Consider the following 14,573-nt stretch of genomic DNA (forward strand, 5'->3'; position numbering starts at 1 on the left):
TGGGGCATAGCGGGGGGGGGCGCAAGCGAAATCGGACCCCGGTGGTCCGAAAAAAATGCGGGTCCCCCCCGGGGGGTGGCGCGGCACTCCGATTGTGACACCCCGGGGGCAACAAGAAGATTATCGGGTCACGCTGCCGGTTTCCCGCAACGCGTCCAGCCGGCCGGGCAGCAGGCGCGCAACATCCAGTTCCTGCCGCAGCCGCGGCAGGTCATCGAGGCCGCCGATGCGCGCCGCGGTAATGACGCTGAACGCCTCCTCCAGCGGGCCGCCGGCCATGCGCGGCTGCTCCGCATCGCGCAGCGCGGCCAGCCCCGATTCGTCGCCGGCCAGCGCCAGCAGAGCCGCCGTGCGCGCCACCAGCGGCCGGTGCTCCGGCGCCAGCGGGGCGCCGGGCGGCGGCAGCACGGCGGCCAGGTGCGACAGCATGGCGGCGGCGGCGCCGGGCCAATCCTGCTGTTCCGCCAGCAGCGCCGCCAGTTCCGGCACCGCCTGGGGCCCGGCCTCCCGGTACCGCGCCACGGCATCCGCCACGCGGCCCGCCCGCGTCAGCGCGCGGGCTTCCAGCAGCCGGCGTTCCTGCGCGAGCGCGCTCGGCAGGCCGGGCGAGGCCGTCTCCTCCAGCGAGGAGAGCGCCCCCGCCGCATCGCCGGCGCCGAGCGCCAGGTTCGCCAGCCGCACGCCGATGCGCGCGCGCGCCTCCGCCCCCGCCGCGCGGGCGGCGGCGCGCTTCAGCACATGCGTCGCCCGGTCGACGAGGTCGAGCGCCGCCAGCCGGTCCGCCAGCGAGGCCAGCGCCTGTTCCGTGCCATCGCCGGGCGGCAGCAGGTCCAGGTGCGAATCGAACAGCGCCACCGCCTGCACCGGCGGCTCCCGCGCGATGGCGCCGATCAGCGCCTGGGACTGGCGCGGCCGGATGGTGGCGGCCAGTTCGGGGAAGATCCCCTCCGTCTCCCGCAGCAGGTCGAAGGCGCCGCGCGGATCGCCGGCCGCTTCCTTCAGCTCCGCCAGGCGCAGCCTCGTGTCGCTTTCCAGCCCGTCGCCCCGCCAGGCCGCCAGCGCGGATTCCAGCCCCGCCGCGGCGCCCGCGGCATCGATGCGTCCCGTGGCCAGGCGCAGCTCCGCCGCGCGCCGCATGGCGACGGCGCGCGCGCGCCGGTCCCGCCCCGCGATCAGCGCGTCATAGCCGGCCAGTGCGGCATCCACCTCCCCCGCCGCCTCCGCGATGCGGGCGCGCGGCAGGGCGAGCGCCGGGTCATCGCCCTCCCGCGCCGCCACCAGGCGCCGGGCGGCGGCGATCTCCCCCTGCTCCGCCAGCGCCTCCGCCGCCGCCGGCAGCAGGCGGGCGAGCAGCGGCTCCGGGTAGGACAGCATCAGCGGCAGCGCGGCCGCGACGGCGCCGCCACCGGCCTGGCCGCGCGCCATGGCCAGCAGCCCGCGCCACATCGCCAGCTCGTCGCTGTCGGGCCCGGGATGGTCGAGGCCCGTGGCCTCCGCCACCCGGCCGGACATCAGCGCCGCGGCGCCGTGCAGGGCGCGGGCGCGCAGCGTCTCCGCCAGGCGCGGGTCGTCCCGCATGGCCAGCGTCGCCATGGATTGCGCTTCCTGCGGCAGGCCGAGCGCCAGCAGCGCCTCCGCATGGCGCAGCCGTGCCGGGCCGCGCGCCAGCGGCGGCGCGGCGGCCACCGCGCTGGCGGCGTTGCGCACCCGTTCCTGCAGGGCGGCGGGCGAGTCCGCGGGCAGGTCGAACAGGCGGGACATGGCGGCGGCGGCGCTGGTCGCGGCCGGCGGCTCCATCCCGAGCGCCAGCGGCGCCCCGGGCGCGCCGGCGGCGATGAACTGCCCCTCCCGCGCCACCAGCGTCACGGCGTCGGAACGCGGCAGCAGCGCGGCGCCGAGCCGCGTCGGCAGCAGGTCGAAGGCGGCGCCGCGGCGGCCGAGCGGCACGGCCTCCACCCCATCCTTCACGGTGCCGACCAGCAGCAGGCTGCCGGTCTCGGGATCGATGACGGTGACGCTCGCCCCCGCCTGCGCGGCGCGCAGCAGGATGCGGGGCGGCGGGCCGGGTTCCAGTTCCGGCAGGATGGAGCGCTGGGCCATCGGCTCCGCCGGCGAATCGATCACCCAGGCCTGGCCTTCCCGGCGCAGGCGCGGCGCGGCGAAGGCGGCCAGCGGCAGGCGCAGCGTGGTGGCCTGCGGGCTGGCGGAGACCTCGCCGCCCGCCAGCGCCGGCTGGGCCGCCAGCGGGGCAAGGTCCAGCGCCAGCGGCGCGTCGAGCACCATCACCCAGGACTGGCCGCGGCGGAACAGCGCCGCGCCGGTGCCGGCGGGGCTGGGCACGGCGATGGCGGGCCCGGCCAGCAGCCGCACCGGCGTGCCGCGGGGCGCGGCGGGCGTGGCCGCGGGCGCGGCGCCGGGGGCCGGCAGCGCCTGCTGCGCGACGGGCACGACGGGGGCGGTGGCGATGGGCAGGCTGGGCGGCGTGCCGGCCGGCGGGCGCGGGGCGGGGCGCGCGGCTTCGGGCGCGCGCGGGGGCGGCGCTTCCGCCACGCGGGCCGGGGGCTGGGGCGCCGGGCGGGCCGGCACGGGCGGGGCCGGCGGCGGCGGCGGCGGGGTGGCCGCCTGGCGGGACGGGGTGGCTGCCTCGCGGGGCGGGGGCGCCTGCCGGGGCGCGGCCTCCGCGGTACGCGGTGCGGCCTCCGCGGCGCGTGGCGCGGCATCCGGCGTCGCCCGCGCTTCGGCCGCGGCGCGCGGCGCGGCATCGGCGCCCGGCGGTTCCGCGCGCGCCGGCGTGGTCGCGGGGGGCGGCGCCGCCTCGCCCGGGTTCATCACATCGACGATGATCCGGTTGCCCAGGCGGAAATGCCGGGCCCGCGCGCCGGGGGCGAGGGTGAATTCCGCCACCTCCCCCTGCACCGCCAGGCCGCGCAGGTTGCGCACGGGCCGGCGGGTGGCGGCGGCATCGAAATCGGCGGCGGCGGCGAAGCGGAGCGTGAGCTTCCCCTCCGCCTCCTCCACCCGGTAGCCGACCTCCCGCGGCCAGTCGAAGACCACCCTGCCATGCGTGGGGTGGTCCCCGACGCGGATCGGCACCCTGTCCTGCGCCGCCACGGGAAAGGCGGGCAGGACCAGGGCCAGCAGGGCTGCGGCCTGGCGGATCAATCGAAATCCGCCAGCAGCTTGTCGATGTCGGCCTGGCTGACACCGGCACCGGGAAGCTGCGGGCCATTGGCCAGCCGCCGTCCCTCGGTCTCCGCATCGTCGGCCGGCTTCGGCGCGGGCGGCGGCGCGGCCGGCAGGGCGTGGCCGGCGGCGACCGCGCCGAAGCGCTCCGTCACCTGCGCCACCCGCGCCTCGATCGCCTTCAGCGCCGTCACCACCTTGCCGATGCGCTGGCCGGTGATGTCCTGGAAGCTGCAGGCTTCGTAGATGCGGGTGATGGCGCCGGACAGCGCCTCCGCCTCCCCGCCCCCGACCCGGCCGGCCACGCCTTCGAGCACCTCGCAGCAATCGAGGATCTCGTTGGTGGCCTGCGCGGTGTGGCCGACGATCGCATCCAGCTCATCCGTCGCGGACGGGATGTGGCTGATGTTGATGTCGTCCACGCGGAGCGAGGCGATCTCCTCCTTCGCGCGCGCGACGGTGCGGCCGAGCCCTTCGAGCTCCGCCAGCAGCGCCGCCTCGGTCGCCGTCAGGTCGCCGGCCATGCTGCCGAGCACGGCACGCACGGCGGCATCGATCCGCGCCTCCTCGGGCGTGGCGCCGGCATTCGCCGGCGCGATTCCGTCAGGCATGGACCATGACCTTCTCGATCTTCTCGCGCAGCGTCTCCGCGTTGAAGGGCTTGACGATGTAGTTGGACACGCCGGCCTGCTTGGCGGCGACCACGTTCTCCGTCTTGCTCTCCGCGGTGATCATGATGAAGGGCGTGTTCTTCAGCCGCGCATCGGCCCGAACCTCCTTCAGCAGGTCGAGGCCCGTCATCGGCGCCATGTTCCAGTCGCTGATGACCAGGCCGAAATTGCCGGCGCGCATCTTGGCCAGCGCCTCGGACCCGTCCGTCGCCTCCTCGACATTCTCGAAGTCGAGCTGCTTCAGCAGGTTCCGGATGATGCGCAGCATGGTCTTGTAGTCGTCCACGATCAGCACCGGTGTGTTCTTGTCCATCGGCCTCGCGCCCCTGTTTCCCGTCGAAAGTCCCGTCGATCCGCCATCCTGGCGCCAGTCACCGCACGGCCGGACGCTCGGCGCGCAGGCGCGCCAGCTCCGCCGTCAGCAGCCTCGCCCGTTCCGGGCGCATCGCGCCCATGACCGGGGATGCCTTCGCTTCCCGCATCCGGTCCACGATGCGGACCAGCACGGGCATCTCCAGCTCATCGAAGATCGTCGCCGCGTCCCGCGGGCGCATGCCTTCGTAGAGCTTCACCAGGCCGCGCAGCCCCGCTTCCTCGCGCTCCGCGCGGTCGCGTTCCAGGGCCTCGAGCCGCTGCTGCAGCGCGGACAATTCCTGCACCCGCTGCGCCAGGCGGCGCTCGGCGGCGGCCACCACCGTCTCCCGCGCCGCGGCCTGCTGTTCCCGCGCCTCGATCTCCGCGCGCCGCGCCCGCAGCGCCTCCAGCACGGCGCGCTCGGCCAGCTGCTCGGGCGTCGGGCCCGGCGGGGCGGCCGGCGCGCTGGCCGGCGCGGCGGGGGGCGTGGCCGGGGCGGGGGTGGGCGGCGTGGGCGCGCGCGTGGGTTCCGCCGGCGCGGGGGTGGAAGCGCGCGCGGTGCCGATCGTCGCCGGCGCGCCCGGCTCCAGCCGCAGCAGCCGATCGACCTTCGCCACCACCAGCACGCCCGCCAGCACGGCGGCCACGGGCATCAGGCGCAGGCGCGGCAGGGACAGGCGGCGGATCATCTCACCGTGCCTCCCGCAGCGCGCGCAGCAGGTCGCGCTCCGCCTCGCTGCGCGGCATCGCGGCGGCCGGCGCCACGCCCCGCGGCGCGGCGGGTTCCGGCGCGCGTTCCGGCATGCCGCTGGCGATGGGCCGCGCGGCGCGCACCAGGCCATCCAGCCGGTCCGCCAGGGATTCCGCCCGCTCCGCCAGGTAGCGCAGGTCGTCGCGCAGCGGCTCCGCCACCGCCACCTTCTCCGCCACCGACCGCCCCGCCTGTTCGGCGGTGGCGCGCAGCCGGGCGAGCGCCGCTTCCGCGGCCTCCGTCGCCTCCGCCATCCCCGCGGCGCCGCTGGTCACGGCCGCGCCTTCCCGGCGCAGCGCGGCGATCTGGCGTTCCAGCCGCCAGGCGAAGGGCACCGCCACCGCCAGCAGCAGCAGCAGCGCCCCCTGGGCGAGCCATTCCAGGGCGGTCATGCGCCCTCCCCCACCACCGGGCGGCGGCGTTCGCGCTCGATCCGAACGGCGAGGCGGTTCTCCCGCCGCCCCAGCTGCGCCTCGAACAGCGGGATCTCCCCGCAGCGCAGCCGCACCGGCGCGCCCGGGGGGGAGGAGAGGGTGAAGCTGTCCCCCACATTCAGCCGCAGGATCTGGGACAGCGGCATGGTCTGCTCATCCAGCACCACGTCCAGCGAGACGTCGGTCTGCCGCAGCTCCTCCGCCAGGTGGGTTTCCCAGATGCTGTCCCGGCCGAAGCGTTCGCCCATGAACTGCTGCAGCAGCAATTCGCGCACGGGCTCCAGCGTCGCGTAGGGCAGCAGCACCTCGATCCGCCCGCCGCGATCCTCCATGTCCACCCGCATGCGCCCCAGCACGGCGGCGTTGGAGAGGCGGGAGATGGCGGCGAAGCGCGGGTTCACCTCCAGCCGCTCGAAGCGGAAATCGACGGGGCAGAGCGGCTCGAACGCCGCGCGCAGGTCGCCCAGCACCACGCCGATCAGGCGCTCCACCAGCGTGCGCTCGATGGTCGTGTAGGGACGGCCCTCGATGCGCATGGCGGCGGTGCCGCGGCGGCCGCCCAGCAGCACGTCCACGATCGAATAGATCAGGCTGCTGTCCACGACGATCAGCCCGTAATTGTCCCACTGCTCCGCCTTGAACACCGCCAGCATGGCCGGCAGCGGGATGGAGTTCAGGTAGTCCCCGAAGCGCAGCGACGTCATGGCATCGATGGAGATGTCCACGTTGTCGGAGGTGAAGTTGCGCAGCGTCGTGGACATCAGCCGGACCAGGCGATCGAAGACGATCTCCAGCATCGGCAGGCGTTCGTACTGCACGAGGCCGGCGGAGATGATCCGCTCGATCCCCGTCGCCGCCTGGTCGCGGGAGGGGCCGGATTCGAAGCCCAGCAGGCTGTCGATCTCGGCCTGGTTCAGCACCCGCGCGGCATCGGCGGGCAGCGGCGCGGCGGCGGCGGCCTCCTCCGGCTGCGCCCCCTCCTCCTCCAGCGCCGCGCCCCAGGCGGCGGCGAGGTCCTCGTCCTCCGTCCCGCTCATTGGACCAGCATCTCCACGAACAGCACGTCGGTGACGCGGGCGGGCGCGGCGGCCAGGTTGGCGCGGGCGATCAGCTCCTCCCGCAGCCGGTGCGTGCCGGCGCTGCCGCGCAGCTCCTCCGGCCGCACTTCCCGCAGATAGGTCTGGAACAGGTCCTGCAGCCGCGGCATGGCGGCCTGCACGGCGGCGGCATCCTCCGCCCGGCTGATCTCGATCTTGGCGCGCAGCCGCACGAAGCTGGCGCGGCGGCCCGGCACGTTCAGGTTGGCCACGATCTCCGGCAGGTCCACGAAGGCGGGCGGGCTGCGCGGCGGCGGCGCGGGCTCGGCCGCGGCCTCCGCCGTCTCCGCCGGGGGCGGGCCCATGCCGAGCAGCTTCGGCAGGATGCCGGTGAACCACAGCCCGGCGCCCGCACCGATCAGGAGCAGGACGGGCAGCAGGATCAACAGCAGCTTCTTCTTGCCGCCCTTCTTCGCGGCCGGCGCCTCGCCTTCCGCCGCCTCCGCCTTGGCTGGTGCCGCCGCCGCCATCCTGTCGCCCGCGTCCTTCTGCCTGCGCGCCACATGCCCGGCGCGGATCGCGCGCCAGTCGCCCGGCGCGCCTTGCGCGCCGCCGCCACCCGGAGGGGGGACGGAGGCGCACCATCGCCGGTCCGGCTTAAGGAAGGATTGCGATCGTGCCGGTGGCGGACAGGGCTGCCGGGCGGCAGCGCGTTTTTCCCCGCCCCCGGCAAGCCTTGCCGGGCGCCGGGCGGCCCCGGGCTGGCCCCGGGCTGGCACGCGGCTTGCGCCAGGGGCCACACCCTTCTGCGCGGAGCTCGTGCCTTGGACAGTCCCGGCTACATCGTCCTGTCCCGCCTGGTGGCGCAGGCCCGCGCCAATGCGGTGACGGCCAACAACATCGCCAATGCCGATACCCCGGCCTTCCGCGGCGCGCGCCCCGTCTTCTCCACCGTGCTGGAACAGCAGCGCGGCGCGGCCCTGCCGCCCGGTGGGCGGGAGGTCTCCTTCACCCAGGACCGCGCCACCTGGCGCGACGACCGTGCCGGCCCCCTGGCCACCACGGGCAATCCGCTCGACATCGCGATCTCGGCCCCGGAGGGCTACTTCGTCATCGACACCCCGCGGGGGGAGCGCTTCACCCGCGCCGGCCGCTTCGTGCTGGATGGCCAGGGCCAGGTGGTGGACCAGGACGGCAATGCGGTGCAGGGCGCCAATGGCCGCCCGCTGCGCCTCGGCCCCGGCGACAGCCGCATCGACGTGCTGGCGGACGGCACGCTGCGGACGGAGAACGGCGATGCCGGCCAGTTCCGCATCGTCCGCTTCGACGACACCCAGCGCCTGGTGGCGGAGGGCGACCGCCTGCTCTCGGCGCCGGAGACGATGCAGCCCCGGCGCGTGGACGCCCCCGGCCTGGTGCAGGGCGCGGTGGAGGGCAGCAACGTGCGCCCGATCGTCGAGCTGACGCGGATGACGGAGGAGCTGCGCGAGTTCCAGTTCGTCACGCAGATGGCGGAGAAGGAGGGGGAGCGCCTGGGCAGCGCCGTCGAGCGCATCCTGAAGCGCCGATGACCCGCACGACAATGATGAACGACGCCCCCACGCCCCCGGCGAAGGACCACTGACCCATGCGCAGCCTGCACATCGCCGGGACCCGTCAACGACAAGAAACGCCGGCGACGGCGAAGGAGATCTAGGCCATGCGCAGCCTGCACATCGCCGGCACGGGCATGATGGCCCAGCAGACCAACGTCGAGGTCATCTCCAACAACATCGCGAATATGAGCACCACGGGCTACAAGCGCCGCCGCGCCGAATTCCAGGACCTGATCTACCAGAACCTGCGCCGCGTCGGCTCCCAGAGCGCCGATACCGGCAGCGTCCTGCCCTCCGGCGCGCAGGTCGGCCTCGGCGTGAAGACCGGCGCGGTGTACCGCATCTCCGAACAGGGCAGCCTGTCGCAGACCGAGAACCGCTTCGACCTCGCCATCCGCGGCAATGGCTATTTCCAGGTGGCGCTGCCCTCGGGCGAGACCGCCTATACCCGCGACGGCACCTTCGCCCTCTCTCCAGAAGGGGTCATCGTCACGGCGGATGGCTTCGTGGTGCAGCCCGGCATCACCATCCCCGCCGCCGCGCGGGACGTGACCATCAATTCCAGCGGCGAGGTCTTCGCCAAGCTGGATGGCCAGGTGGCGCCGCAGAATGTGGGGCAGATCCAGCTGGCGATCTTCGCCAACGAAACCGGCCTCGAAGCCATCGGCGACAACCTGCTGATGGCCACCCCCGGCTCCGGCGCTGCCCAGGCCGCGGCCCCAGGATCGCCGGGCTACGGCCAGGTGCTGCAGGGCTTCGTCGAGACCTCCAACGTCAATGTGGTGCAGGAGATCACGAACCTGATCACCGCCCAGCGCGCCTATGAGATGAACAGCCGCGTCATCTCCGCCAGCGACGAGATGCTCTCCACCCTGACCAGGCTGCGGTGAGGGCCATGCGCTTCCTCCTCATCCTCGCCCTGCTGTTCACGGCGCCCGCCGCCGCGCAGGACGGCGCCGTCATCCGCCCGCTCTCCACGGTGGAGGATTCGGTCGTGCGCCTGTCCGACCTCTTCGAGGGGGCGGGCGCGCGCGCCGGCGTCGTGCTCGGCCCCGCCCCGGCCCCCGGCCAGCGCCAGGTGGTGGAGGCCGCGCAGCTGCTGGCGATCGCGCGCCAGAACGGCATCCCCTGGCGCCCGACCGGCGGCGCGGACCGCGTGGTGCTGGAACGCCCCGGCCGCGCGGTGGAGCGGGAGGAGGTGGTCGTGCTGCTGCGCAACGCGCTGCGCGGCCAGGGCGTGGACCCGCAGGCGGAGATCGAGCTGCTGAACTTCAGCGCCCCCCTGGTGCCCATGGCGGCCTTCGCCCAGCTTTCGGTGGAACAGGCGACGATCGACACCGTCGCCCAGCGCTTCGGCGCCACGCTGGTGGTGGCGGCCGATGGCATGGCGACGCAGCGGCTGCGCATCAATGGCCGCATCCAGCCCACCGTCCCCGTGCTGGTCGCCACCCGCCGCCTCGCGATCGGGGAGGTGCTGGGCCCGAACGATGTGCGCCTGGTGCGCATGCCCGCGGGCCGGCTGCGCCCGGGCGTGGCGGAACGCCCCGAACAGGCGCTGGGCCAGGCGGTGCGCCGCCCCGCGGCCGCCGAACAGCCGCTGATGCTGGCGGACCTGACGCAACCCCTCGCGGTGGAACGGGGATCGACGGTGACGATGCTCTACGACATTCCCGGCATGGCGCTGACGGCGCAGGGACGGGCCATGGAAGGCGCCGCCCGCGGCGCGGTGGTGCCGGTGATGAACCTGGCCAGCCGCATCGTGGTGGAAGCCCAGGTGATCGGCCCCGGCCGCGTCCGCGTGGGGCCGGGCCGATGAGGCGCCGCCTCGCCCTGCTCGCCCTGCTGGCGCTGCCGGCCTGCGAGCGGCTGTCCGAGGTCGGGCGCCCGCCCGCCATGGCGGCGATCGAGAACCCGACCGCCGATCCGCGCTGGCGCCCCGTCTCCATGCCCATGCCGGCGCCGCAGGACCCGACCTCCGGCGCCAACAGCCTCTGGCGGCAGGGCAGCCGGACCTTCCTGCGGGACCAGCGCGCGGCCTCGGTCGGCGATCTCGTGACCGTGCTGGTCTCCATCGCGGATGAGGCATCGCTGCAGAACCGGACGGAGCGGGAGCGGGACGGGACGGATACGCTCGGCCTGCCGCGGCTGCTGGGGCTGGAGACGTCGCTGACCCGCCTGCTGCCCAACGCCATCGACCCCAGCGCCCTGGTGCAGACCAACGGCGCGCAGACCAGCACCGGCACCGGCACGGTCCGGCGGACGGAGACGGTGACGCTGCGCGTGGCGGCCACCGTCGCGCAGGTGCTGCCGAACGGGAACCTGGTGGTGGCCGGGCGGCAGCAGGTGCGGGTGAATGCGGAGCTGCGGGACCTGCAGGTCAGCGGCATCATCCGCCCGCAGGACATCGCCAGCGACAACACGGTGAAGCATGACCGGCTGGCGGAGGCGCGCATCGCCTATGGCGGCCGCGGCACGCTGTCCGACCTGCAGCAGCCGCGCATCGGGCAGCAGATCCTGGACATCATCCTGCCGTTCTGACCTGGAAAGCCCGACCACGAATGGTTGGGGGGTCTACGGGGGGCCTGCCCCCCGTTCCGCCCCGCATGTAGGGTTGGCGTCGCGGCTACGTGCGGGGCGGAAGAATGCACGGGGCCTGCCCCCCGTTCCGCCCTGCATGTAGGGTTGGCGTGGCGGCTACATGCAGGGCGGTAGGATTTATGTGCGGGCGATTCTTCTTGCAGCGGGACCCGGCGGGGCTCGCGCGCTACTTCGAGACGCAGAACCCGACGCCGAACCACCCCGCCTCCTGGAACATCGCCGTCACCCAGGAAAGCCTGGTGGTGCGCCGCCATCCCGAGGGGGCGCGGCACCTCGACCGGCTGCGCTGGGGGCTGGTGCCGTCCTGGGCCAAGGACACCAAGGACGCCGCCAGGCTCATGAACGCCCGCGCCGACGGCATCGCGGAGAAGCCGTCCTTCCGCGACGCCTTCCGCAAGCGCCGCTGCCTGGTCCCGATGGATGGCTTCTACGAATGGCGGAAGGCGGAGGACGACACCAAGCAGGCCTATGCGGTGGCGCTGGCGACCGGGGAGCCGATGGCCGTGGCCGGGCTGTGGGAGGGCTGGAAGCAGCCGGACGGCACCTGGCTGCGCACCTTCACCGTCATCACGACGGAGGCGAATGAGAAGCAGGCCCTGGTGCATCACCGCATGCCGGTGATCCTGCCGCCGGAGGTCTGGGACGCCTGGCTGGGCGCCGAGCCGGCGGAGCCGGAGGAGCTGCTGGAACTGCTGGTGCCCTGCCCGGCCGAGGAGCTGGCGATCTGGCCGGTGGACAACCGCGTGGGCAAGGTGGCCGAGAACGATCCCCGGCTGCTGCGGCGCGACCCGTCGGCCAAGCCCCCGCCGGAGCTTGACGACGCGCCGCCCGACCTGGCTGGCTGACCCACCGCCCCCGTCGCGCCCGCCGCGCAAGGGGGGGATGGGCCGGCCGGCCCGTCAATCGTCGCGGTGGACGCGCTCCATGCGCTCGTGGCGCTCCTGCGCCTCGATGCTCAGCGTCGCGATGGGGCGGGCTTCCAGCCGGCGCAGGCCGATCGGCTCCCCCGTCTCCTCGCAATAGCCGTAGGTGCCGTTCTCCACGCGCTCCAGCGCCTGGTCGATCTTGGAGATCAGCTTGCGGGCGCGGTCACGGGTGCGCAGCTCCAGCGCGCGGTCGGTCTCGACGCTCGCGCGGTCGGTCAGGTCGGCCTCGATGATGCCGCCCTGGCCCATGGAGGACAGGGTCTCGCCCGCCTCCCTCAGCAGCTCCCCACGCCACTTCAACAGCTTCTGCCGGAAATATTCCAGCTGAAGGGGGTTCATGAATTCTTCGTCGCTCGACGGACGGTAGTCCGGCGGCAGGGTCACGAGCATGGCTTACTTCCCCAACCTCCGCCGCCCCAGGCCCGGCGCCCCGGTAGGCGAAAGCGGGCGGACCATAGTGGCGGCGGTGGCCGGTGGGCAAGTCGTCATTTGCACGCAAGTTCCTGATGTTTGCCCCTTTTTCAGATTGATGAATCGTATGCGACAGGTCGGGGACCCGCTCAGCGGCGGCCGCGCCGCGCCAGTTCGATGCGCGCCCGCAGCCCGACCTCCGCCATCAGGCCGGCCAGGACGGGCTCCAGCCCAGCCTGGTCCTCGGCTGCCAGCCGCGAAAGCCGTTCCAACCCCGCGGGATTTCCTTCGCCGTCCAGCAGGGCGATCTGCAGGTGGCGCAGATCGTCCAGCGCCTCCGCCGCCTGGCGCCGGGCGCGCGCGGCGCGCTCCTCCACCGGCGCGGCGCTGCCCGATTCCTGCAGGGCGAGCAGGCTGCCCGGCGGCGCGGCGGCCCCCGCGGCCGCGGTTTCGGGCGCCGAGTCGCCCGCGCCGGCGGCCAGGGCGAAGCCCCCGCCGCCGGGGCGCATGCGCCCGCGCCCCACCGCCCCCATCGCCCCCGGCCTGACCGGTCCCACCGCCATCGCCCTGTCCTCCTCGCCAGCCGCCACCAGGCGGCCGGCCGGCCTTTTTGCCGCCCGGGATGCAGCCCCTGCCCGGGCCCGGCAAAGCCTGCCGCCCGAAGCCCGGGCCCGCGCTGGCACGCCGCTTGCCCTTCGCACCCCGCGTCCCGCCACCAGGACGGCGGCGGCACGGAGGAGAGCGTGGCGACAAAACATTGCCCGAGGATGAGCACGGCGCGGTGCGTGGTTGCCACGCTGCTGCTCATCCTCCTCATCCTGCTGCCGTCGGTGGCGGGCGCCCAGGTCCGCATCAAGGACATCGCGGATGTCGAAGGCGTCCGCGACAACCAGCTGGTGGGCTACGGCCTGGTGGTCGGGCTGAACGGCACGGGCGACCGGCTGCGCAGCGCCGTCTTCACCCGGCAATCCCTGATCGGCGTGCTGGAACGCCTCGGCGTCAACACCCGCGACCAGGAACGCCAGCTGGATACGCGCAACGTCGCGGCGGTGATGGTCACGGCGAACCTGCCGCCCTTCAGCCGCACCGGGTCGCGCATCGACATCGCCGTCTCGACGCTGGGCGATGCCACCAACCTCACCGGCGGCACGCTGCTGGTCACGCCGCTGCTGGGCGCGGATGGAGAGGTCTATGCGGTGGCGCAGGGCGCCATCGTCACCGGCGCCGTCTCCGCCCGCGGCGCCGCCGGTTCCGTCACCCGCGGCGTGCCGACGGCCGGGCGCATCGCCAATGGCGCGACGGTGGAGCGCGAGATCGCCTTCCGCTTCGCCGCCACCAACCAGCTCCGCCTCGCGCTGCGCAACCCGGACCTGACCACGGCGCGGCGCATCGCCGCCGCCATCAACCGCTTCGGCGGCGGCAACGTGGCTGTGGCCAATGATCCCCGCACCGTCACCGTCAACATGACCGGCCGCGATGCCGTGGGCTTCCTGGCGGAGATCGAGCAGCTGCGCGTGGTGCCCGACCAGATGGCGCGGGTGGTGATCGAGGAAGCGAGCGGCACCATCGTCATGGGCGCCAATGTCCGCGTCTCCACCGTCGCCATCGCGCAGGGCAACCTGACCATCCGCATCACGGAAACCCCCCAGGTCAGCCAGCCCAACGCGCTGTCGAACGGGGAGACGGTGGTGGTCCCGCGCACCAATGTGGAGGTGGATGACCAGTCGGAGCGCCGGCTCGGCATCCTCCGCGGCGGCGTGACGCTGGAGGAGCTGGTGCGCGGCCTCAACGGCCTCGGCGTCGGCCCGCGGGACCTCATCACCATCCTGCAGACCATCAAGGCCGCCGGCGCCCTGCAGGCGGAGCTGGAGGTGCGATGACCATCGCGGCCACCCTGCCCGGCGCCACCAGCGGCGCCCCCACCCTGGCCCGCACCCCCGCCAACCCCGAAGCGCTGCGCCGCGCCGCGCGGGACTTCGAGGCGCAGGCGCTGGGCGCCCTGCTGCAGCCCATGTTCCAGGGGCTGGAGACGAAGGGCCCCTTCGGCGGCGGCGCGGCGGAAGCGCAATGGCGGCCGATGATGGTGGACGCCATCGCGAAGGACCTGGCGCGCGCCGGCGGGCTTGGCCTGGCGGATGCGGTGCTGCGCGAACTCACCAGGCTGGCCGGCGCCGCGGGCCAGCCCACCACCCCGGAGACGAGAGCCCCATGACCATGATGCAACCCCTGCTGATCGCCGCCCAGCGCCTGGCGGAGGCGCTGCGCGCGGAGAACGAGGCGCTGGCGAAGCTCGACCTCTCGGCGGCGGCCGCGCTGGCGGGGCCGAAGAAGCAGGCCTCCGACGCCTTCGCCGCCGCCTTCGATGCCGCCAGCCGCACCGGCGCGCAGACCGAGCCGCGCGACCGCGCGCGGGCGGAGGAACTGGCCGGGCGGCTGCGCGACCTCGGCGTGGAGAACCGGCGCCTGCTGGAACGCGCGATCGACCTGCAGTCCCGCGTCATCGAGACCATCGCCGGCGCCGCCCGCCCCGAACGCCCCGGCACCTATGGGGAGCGGGGTGGGACGCGGGAGGGAAGGCCGGGCCCGATCTCCCTCGCCTCCCGCGCCTGAACG

General features: G+C 74.5%; 17 protein-coding genes. 8 read left to right on the forward strand and 9 right to left on the reverse strand.

Going from position 1 to position 14,573, the window contains the following annotated elements:
- Nucleotides 1-120 precede the first annotated feature (120 nt).
- From JJI54_RS29600 to JJI54_RS29630, 7 genes are read right to left on the reverse strand one after another with little or no spacing between them, the layout of a single operon-like run.
- Complete coding sequence (locus JJI54_RS29600; protein WP_203077038.1) at nucleotides 121-3,162, reverse strand: hypothetical protein; 3,042 nt, start codon at nucleotides 3,160-3,162, stop codon at nucleotides 121-123.
- Nucleotides 3,159-3,794, reverse strand: coding sequence for a protein phosphatase CheZ (locus tag JJI54_RS29605; RefSeq protein WP_203077039.1), 636 nt, complete (start codon nucleotides 3,792-3,794; stop codon nucleotides 3,159-3,161). The genes JJI54_RS29600 and JJI54_RS29605 overlap by 4 nt, the downstream gene beginning before the upstream one ends.
- Nucleotides 3,787-4,167 (reverse strand): chemotaxis response regulator CheY, encoded by a 381-nt coding sequence (locus JJI54_RS29610; RefSeq protein ID WP_092961395.1) that lies wholly within the window; start codon nucleotides 4,165-4,167, stop codon nucleotides 3,787-3,789. Before JJI54_RS29610 ends, JJI54_RS29605 begins: the two co-directional genes overlap by 8 nt.
- 58 nt (nucleotides 4,168-4,225) lie before the next feature.
- Nucleotides 4,226-4,897, reverse strand: a complete 672-nt coding sequence (locus tag JJI54_RS29615) for a MotE family protein (RefSeq protein ID WP_203077040.1) — start codon at nucleotides 4,895-4,897, stop codon at nucleotides 4,226-4,228.
- Between the two features lies 1 nt (nucleotide 4,898).
- On the reverse strand, nucleotides 4,899-5,351 hold the full coding sequence (locus JJI54_RS29620) for a DUF6468 domain-containing protein (RefSeq protein ID WP_203077041.1): 453 nt from the start codon (nucleotides 5,349-5,351) through the stop codon (nucleotides 4,899-4,901).
- Nucleotides 5,348-6,430 (reverse strand): flagellar motor switch protein FliM, encoded by a 1,083-nt coding sequence (fliM, locus tag JJI54_RS29625; RefSeq protein WP_203077042.1) that lies wholly within the window; start codon nucleotides 6,428-6,430, stop codon nucleotides 5,348-5,350. Before fliM ends, JJI54_RS29620 begins: the two co-directional genes overlap by 4 nt.
- Nucleotides 6,427-6,960 carry a flagellar basal body-associated FliL family protein gene (locus tag JJI54_RS29630; RefSeq protein WP_203077043.1) on the reverse strand — a complete coding sequence of 178 codons (534 nt, stop codon included), beginning with the start codon at nucleotides 6,958-6,960 and terminating at the stop codon, nucleotides 6,427-6,429. Before JJI54_RS29630 ends, fliM begins: the two co-directional genes overlap by 4 nt.
- Nucleotides 6,961-7,254: 294 nt before the next feature.
- On the opposite strand from JJI54_RS29630, the gene JJI54_RS29635 reads away from it, so the two are divergent.
- From JJI54_RS29635 to JJI54_RS29655, 5 genes are all read left to right on the forward strand, one after another.
- Nucleotides 7,255-8,001, forward strand: a complete 747-nt coding sequence (locus JJI54_RS29635; protein WP_203077044.1) for a flagellar hook-basal body complex protein — start codon at nucleotides 7,255-7,257, stop codon at nucleotides 7,999-8,001.
- Between the two features lie 128 nt (nucleotides 8,002-8,129).
- Nucleotides 8,130-8,915, forward strand: coding sequence for a flagellar basal-body rod protein FlgG (flgG, locus tag JJI54_RS29640; RefSeq protein WP_203077045.1), 786 nt, complete (start codon nucleotides 8,130-8,132; stop codon nucleotides 8,913-8,915).
- Nucleotides 8,916-8,920: 5 nt separating this feature from the next.
- On the forward strand, nucleotides 8,921-9,841 hold the full coding sequence (gene flgA / locus JJI54_RS29645; protein ID WP_203077046.1) for a flagellar basal body P-ring formation chaperone FlgA: 921 nt from the start codon (nucleotides 8,921-8,923) through the stop codon (nucleotides 9,839-9,841).
- Complete coding sequence (gene flgH / locus JJI54_RS29650; RefSeq protein ID WP_203077047.1) at nucleotides 9,838-10,563, forward strand: flagellar basal body L-ring protein FlgH; 726 nt, start codon at nucleotides 9,838-9,840, stop codon at nucleotides 10,561-10,563. Before flgA ends, flgH begins: the two co-directional genes overlap by 4 nt.
- A gap of 179 nt (nucleotides 10,564-10,742) precedes the next feature.
- Nucleotides 10,743-11,468 (forward strand): SOS response-associated peptidase, encoded by a 726-nt coding sequence (locus JJI54_RS29655; RefSeq protein ID WP_203077048.1) that lies wholly within the window; start codon nucleotides 10,743-10,745, stop codon nucleotides 11,466-11,468.
- 54 nt (nucleotides 11,469-11,522) lie between these two features.
- Here JJI54_RS29655 and dksA read toward each other — a convergent pair whose 3' ends face one another.
- A complete protein-coding gene (gene dksA, locus JJI54_RS29660; protein ID WP_164692683.1) occupies nucleotides 11,523-11,939 on the reverse strand; it encodes an RNA polymerase-binding protein DksA in 417 nt (138 codons plus the stop codon).
- Between the two features lie 170 nt (nucleotides 11,940-12,109).
- Nucleotides 12,110-12,523, reverse strand: a complete 414-nt coding sequence (locus JJI54_RS29665) for a flagellar assembly protein FliX (RefSeq protein WP_203077049.1) — start codon at nucleotides 12,521-12,523, stop codon at nucleotides 12,110-12,112.
- Nucleotides 12,524-12,727: 204 nt separating this feature from the next.
- Between JJI54_RS29665 and JJI54_RS29670 the strand changes: the two genes are divergently transcribed.
- Genes JJI54_RS29670 through JJI54_RS29680 form a run of 3 tightly spaced genes read left to right on the forward strand, consistent with a single transcriptional unit; the run spans nucleotide 12,728 to nucleotide 14,570 of the window.
- Nucleotides 12,728-13,840: a flagellar basal body P-ring protein FlgI gene (locus JJI54_RS29670; protein WP_203077050.1), complete on the forward strand. Its 1,113-nt coding sequence runs from the start codon at nucleotides 12,728-12,730 to the stop codon at nucleotides 13,838-13,840.
- Nucleotides 13,837-14,172, forward strand: coding sequence for a rod-binding protein (locus JJI54_RS29675; protein ID WP_203077051.1), 336 nt, complete (start codon nucleotides 13,837-13,839; stop codon nucleotides 14,170-14,172). The genes JJI54_RS29670 and JJI54_RS29675 overlap by 4 nt, the downstream gene beginning before the upstream one ends.
- Entirely contained in the window at nucleotides 14,169-14,570 is a 402-nt protein-coding gene (locus JJI54_RS29680; RefSeq protein ID WP_203077052.1) for a hypothetical protein, read from the forward strand. Before JJI54_RS29675 ends, JJI54_RS29680 begins: the two co-directional genes overlap by 4 nt.
- Nucleotides 14,571-14,573 lie beyond the last annotated feature (3 nt).

The sequence above is a fragment of the Falsiroseomonas ponticola genome, assembly GCF_016805305.1.
GTDB classification, from domain to species: domain Bacteria; phylum Pseudomonadota; class Alphaproteobacteria; order Acetobacterales; family Acetobacteraceae; genus Falsiroseomonas; species Falsiroseomonas ponticola.